The sequence below is a fragment of the Streptomyces sp. MS191 genome, assembly GCF_008042125.1.
Classification (GTDB): domain Bacteria; phylum Actinomycetota; class Actinomycetes; order Streptomycetales; family Streptomycetaceae; genus Streptomyces.
The window spans coordinates 12,095-17,612 of sequence record NZ_RDBI01000052.1; the positions used below are offsets into that span (position 1 = coordinate 12,095).

A 5,518-nucleotide genomic window follows, 5' to 3' on the forward strand; every position below is an offset into this window, starting at 1 on the left:
GACCCCTCGACCTCGAGGACACAGCGCGGGATGCCGGGCCCCGGCAGGGCGCGGACGGTCGCCGGGGTCGGCGGATCCGGGAATGCGGCAGGCCGGGCCCGGCGGGAGCGACCACATGAGACGACGCCACCACTTCCATATCGATCACGCGGGACACTCGGTCAGCGTCACCTTCCAGACCGGGCACACCGCTGTGGTGGAGGTCCTGGTCGACGGCAAGGAGACCGGGCACGCCACGACGGCCGGCGACCGGCCGGTGGTCGTGGCGATCGAGCTGCCGACGGATCCGCCGACCCCGGCGACCGTCCGCGCCCTGCCGGGGCCCGGCATCCCGCGCTGTGTCCTCGAGGTCGAGGGGTCCGAACCCCATGTCATGTCCCCGCGCCTGTACTGACGAGCAGGCGCGGAGACACCTCGACGGAGGCGCGGCGATCACCTCGGCTCTCCGGGCTGCGACGACGACCACCTGCGCCGATGGGTGCGCGGGCGAGCCTCCGAACCCGAACCCGTAGTGCACGCAAGGCTGTCGAGTCCTCGCGACGGCCGTGCCGGCATCGCGGGGCGGTCGAGAGAACCGCGTCCCGGCCGGCGGGCCGCCGCCCGGGCCGCCGCCGCGAACGCGAGCCCCGGCACTTCGTCGCCCTCGTCGGCATCGCGGCACTCCTGATCCGGTACCGCCGTCTCGGCGAGCGGATCGGACCGGGACACCGCTGAGCCGAGGCCGGGTCTCCGCACGTCCGAAGGCCAGCACCTTCGCGAGCACCTCGCGCAGCTCGTCGACGCTCTCGGCCGGCACGTCGAGCACTGCCTCGATCCTCGCGTCCTCCAGTTCCTGATCACAGGAAGAAGCTCGCCCTCCTCCGCCACGCCGGCCTGCATCTCGCCGCCGCCGTCGACCTCGGCCGCGACCGAAGAGGCCGTGAACCTGTATGTCATAGGCCGGTTTCACCACCACCACCGTCGTCCGGTCCGGTCCGGTCCGCCCCGACCCGAGCTTCCGGCCGGGCCCTTCGCGGCACGAAGCGGGGCATCCCGGTGGAAGCCCCCACCGATCGGCGTCACCTCAGGTCAACACTGGGTAACGCCAAGGGGCTTGTCGGACTGAAGGCTTCCTTCCGCACCGCCTCGTCTGGGATCTTGCGTCCACCCCACACATCACAGGACCCGGCCGGTGCCACCAGCGCCACCGGGTCATCGGAGGACGCTTTGTTTTCCCACATATCGAGCCGGCTGAGACTCTCCGCCATCACGGTCGCCGCCCTCGGCGCGACCATGGCCCTCGCCGTCCCCGCCGCCCACGCGGCGCCCACCACGACCCCGGAGCCCTCGTCCGCCTCGGCGCGTACGGCGGCACCGGCGGCACCGGCGAAGACCGCCGCGGCCTGGGCGGCCGGCACCCGCGCCTACCTGGTGATCACCGCTGCCGGTGACACCTCCGCCGCGCGTACCGCGGTCGTCAACAACGGCGGCACGGTCTTCGCGTACTACGACGCCATCGGCGTCGTCGTGGCGCACTCGACCTCGGCGACCTTCGCCTCCACGATGCGCGCCGTGAGCGGCATCCAGCAGGTCGGCGCGACCCGCACCTCCGACGTCCCGGCCGACGCCTACAACCCGGCCCTGCCGGCGAACCCGGCGCAGTCGGCCACGACGCTGACCGAGTCCAACCGCTGGGACATGACCCAGATCAAGGCCGACCAGGCCTGGGCCGTCACCACCGGCTCGTCCTCCGTGAAGGTCGGCGTCCTCGACACCGGCGTCGACGACCAGCACCAGGACATCGCGCCCAACTTCAACGCGGCCGACTCCGTCTCCTGCGCCTACGGCAAGGCGGACACCCGCGCCGGTGCGTGGCGCGACGTCGACACCCACGGCACGCACGTCGCCGGCACCATCGCCGCGGCCAAGAACGGCAAGGGCGTCATCGGCGTCGCGCCGGGCGTGAAGATCTCCTCCGTCCGCATCGCCGAGCCGACGAGCACCCTGTTCTTCGCCGAGAACACCGTCTGCGGCTTCATGTGGGCCGGTGACCACGGCTTCAAGGTCACCAACAACAGCTATTACACCGACCCGTGGCAGTTCAACTGCCCGGACAACGTGGACCAGGCCGCCATCATCGAGGGCGTGCGCCGTGCCCAGGCCTACGCCGAGGGCAAGGGTTCGCTCCAGGTCGCCGCGGCGGGCAACTCGAACTACGACCTGGCGAACAAGACGACCGACAACGCGAGCCCGAACGACTCGACGCCGGTCAACCGCACCATCACCAACGCCTGCATCGACATCCCGACCGAGCTGCCGGGCGTCGTGACGGTCGCGGCCATGGGCAGCGGCAACGTGAAGGCCTCGTACTCCAACTTCGGCAACGGCGTCATCGACGTCGCGGCCCCCGGCGGCGACGGCGCCTCGGGCGTGTACTCGACCCTGCCCGGCGGCAAGTACGGCACCAAGAGCGGCACGTCGATGGCGTCCCCGCACGTGGCGGGCGTCGCGGCGCTGCTGGCCAGCGTCAACCCGACGTTCACCCCGGCCGACATCCGGGACCGCCTGAACTCGCAGGCCAACGACACCGCCTGCCCGTCGGACAGCCGCTGCACGGGAACGACGACGAAGAACGGCTTCTTCGGCGACGGCCAGGTCGACGCCCTGAAGGCGGTCGGCGGCAGCACCCCGCCGCCCGGCAAGTACTTCGAGAACCTCGCCGACGTCGCGATCGCCGACAACGCCACGGTGGAGAGCGCGATCACGGTCAGCGGAGTGACGGGCAACGCGCCCGCCACCCTGAAGGTGGGCGTGGACATCAAGCACACCTACATCGGTGACCTGAAGGTCGACCTGGTGGCCCCGGACGGCACCGTGTACACGGTGCACAACCGCACCGGCAGCGGCACGGACAACATCGTCCAGACCTTCACCGTCAACGCCTCGTCGGAGGTCGCGAACGGTGTCTGGAAGCTCCGCGTCAACGACAACGCGAGCCAGGACACGGGCAAGATCGACGCCTGGAACCTGACCTTCTGACCTGCCGACCCCCCGGCCTCGTGACCTTCGGTCGCCCGGCCGGGGGACACGCGCTCACGGTGGGCGGGGCCGCTGCGGCTCCGCCCACCGCCGTGCGTGCGGAGGCGGGCGGAACGCCGGGCCTCCGGACGCGGCGGCCGCGTGTCGTCGCCATCCGTGCGGGACCCGCGCGTTCCGGCAGGTCACCCCGTGTCCGGCGGGCGCCGGGAGCACACTCCCGCGCCATGTGAAAACGGTTTCCATGTGAAGAATGGGTGGAGGGAGATGCGGCCCGGGCTGCCCGGGAGGGCGACCGGGAGGACGATGGAAGCGGTTGGGCCCCGCGCGCAGCCCCCGGCAGCCCGGCACGTGTAAGGGAGGACCCGCCATGGACGCGGCCGACGCCTACCGCAGCGTGCAGCCTGCCGGCTCCCTCGCCACGCCCGAGCACGGGGGCCTGCTCGACATGCTGGGGGTCGCCGCGATCGTCCTCGACGCCGGCGGGCGCATCACCCTGTGGAGCCCCCAGGCGGAGAAGCTGTTCGGCTGGACCGCCGAGGAGGCGCTCGGCCGGTACGCGGCCCGGCTGCTGGTCGCCGAAGAGGACTCCGCCCTCGTCCTCGACCTGTTCGCCCAGGTCATGACGGGCGGCGGGAGCTGGGCGGGGGTCTTCCCGATCCGGCACAAGAACGGCACCTCCCGTCCCGTGGAGTTCCGCAACATGCGGCTCACCGACCAGGCGGGTGGCCGGTACGCGCTCGGCATCGCCGCCGACGAGTCCGTGGTCCGCGGCATCGAGCGCAATCTCGCGCTGTCCGCGCAGCTGGTGGCGCAGTCGCCGACCGGAGTGGCCGTCGCCGACACCGACCTGCGCCTCGTCCTGGTGAACCCGTCCTTCGAGCGGATCACCGGCCGGTCCGCCCAGGGCTGCCTCGGCCACGAGGCCGCCGAGAACCTGCCGTTCGGCGAGCGCGAGGACGTCGAGGAGACGATGCGGCAGGTCCTCGCCACCGGCACACCCCGGCTCGACCGCTTCGCCACCGAACGCCCGCACCACGGCGGCAACGGCAGCAACCGGGCGTGGCGGGTCTCGTACTACCGGCTCGAGGACTCCATCGGCCGGGTGATCGGCGTCGTCGCCACCGTGCTGGACGTCACCGAGCAGTACCGCGCCGACCTGCAGAGCTCCCAGGCCCGTCGCCGCCTCGCGGTGATCGCCCAGGCGTCCACGCGCATCGGCACCACGCTCAACCTGGAGCAGACCGCCCGCGAACTCGCCGACACCGTCGTCCCCGACCTCGCGGACATCGCCGCCGTCGACGTCCTGGACGCCGCACTCCACCCGCGCACCCTGCACCGGCCGACCACCGCCCCCACCGCCTTCCGGGCCCTCGCCGTCAAGACCGCCTACGCCACCAGCGCCGCCCGGGCGGCGGACCCCGTCGGCGAGATCACCCGGTACGAGGCCGACCGCCTCGTCACCCGCTGCGCCGCCACCGGCCGCACCGTCCATCTGGCCCACGTACGCCCCGAAGACCTCCCCCGGATCGCCCGGGACGCGGCCGCCGCCACGATCCTGGCCGACGCCGGCGTCCACTCCTACCTCGCCGTACCGCTCATCGCCCGCGGCGAGGTCCTCGGCGCGCTCGACCTCAAGCGGGCCCGCAACCCGTTGCCCTTCACCGCCGACGACATCCTGCTCGCCGAGGAGCTCGCCGCCCGCGCCGCCGTGTGCATCGACAACGCCCGCTGGTACCAGACCCAGCTCCAGGCGGCCACCACGCTGCAGCGCCACCTGCTGTCGCGCACCCCGCCCGATCCGCCGGGCCTCAAGGTGGCCTGCCGCTACCAGCCCGCCGGAACCGCCGGACACGTCGGCGGCGACTGGTTCGACGTCATCCCCCTCACCGACGGCACCACCGCCCTGGTCGTCGGCGACGTGATGGGATCCGGCATCAACGCCGCCGCCACCATGGGCCAGCTGCGCACCGCCACCCGCACGCTGACCCGGCTCGGTCTCGAACCGGACGAGGTCCTGCGGCACCTCGACGTCCTCACCGGCGAACTCGACGAGATCATCGCGACCTGCGTCTACGCCCTCTGCGACCCGGKCGCCGGGCACTGCCGCATCGCCCTGGCCGGCCATCCGCCGCCCGCCCTGACCCGGACCGGCCACCAGCCCACCCTGCTCGACCTGCCGCCCGGCGCACCCCTCGGCGCCGCCGAGAACATCCCGTTCACCACCACCCGGGTCGACCTGCCGCCCGGCGCCCGGCTCTTCCTGTACACCGACGGCCTCCTGGAGAGCCGCCACCACGCGCTCGACACCCGCATGGACGCCCTCCTCCGGCACCTCTCGGGTCCCCCGCTGCCCCTCGAAGCCACCTGCGACGAACTGCTCGCCACACTCCCCGACCCGGACAGCGACGACGACGTCGCCCTCCTCATCGCCGAAGCCGCCGCCACGGACCGGGCCGCGTCCGGAACGTAGCGGCCTCTGCCCCAGGGCCTTCCGGACCCC

General features: G+C 72.7%; 3 protein-coding genes. All 3 read left to right on the forward strand.

The window, feature by feature from the left end:
- Positions 1 to 115: 115 nt before the first annotated feature.
- The 3 genes from EAO71_RS22935 to EAO71_RS22950 all read left to right on the forward strand — a co-directional run bounded on the left by EAO71_RS22935 (position 116) and on the right by EAO71_RS22950 (position 5,488).
- A complete protein-coding gene (locus EAO71_RS22935) occupies positions 116 to 394 on the forward strand; it encodes a hypothetical protein (protein WP_147979717.1) in 279 nt (92 codons plus the stop codon).
- Positions 395 to 1,206: 812 nt separating this feature from the next.
- Positions 1,207 to 3,018 (forward strand): S8 family peptidase, encoded by a 1,812-nt coding sequence (locus EAO71_RS22945; RefSeq protein ID WP_399752697.1) that lies wholly within the window; start codon positions 1,207 to 1,209, stop codon positions 3,016 to 3,018.
- Between the two features lie 367 nt (positions 3,019 to 3,385).
- Complete coding sequence (locus tag EAO71_RS22950) at positions 3,386 to 5,488, forward strand: SpoIIE family protein phosphatase (protein ID WP_147979718.1); 2,103 nt, start codon at positions 3,386 to 3,388, stop codon at positions 5,486 to 5,488.
- The last annotated feature ends 30 nt before the right edge of the window (positions 5,489 to 5,518 follow it).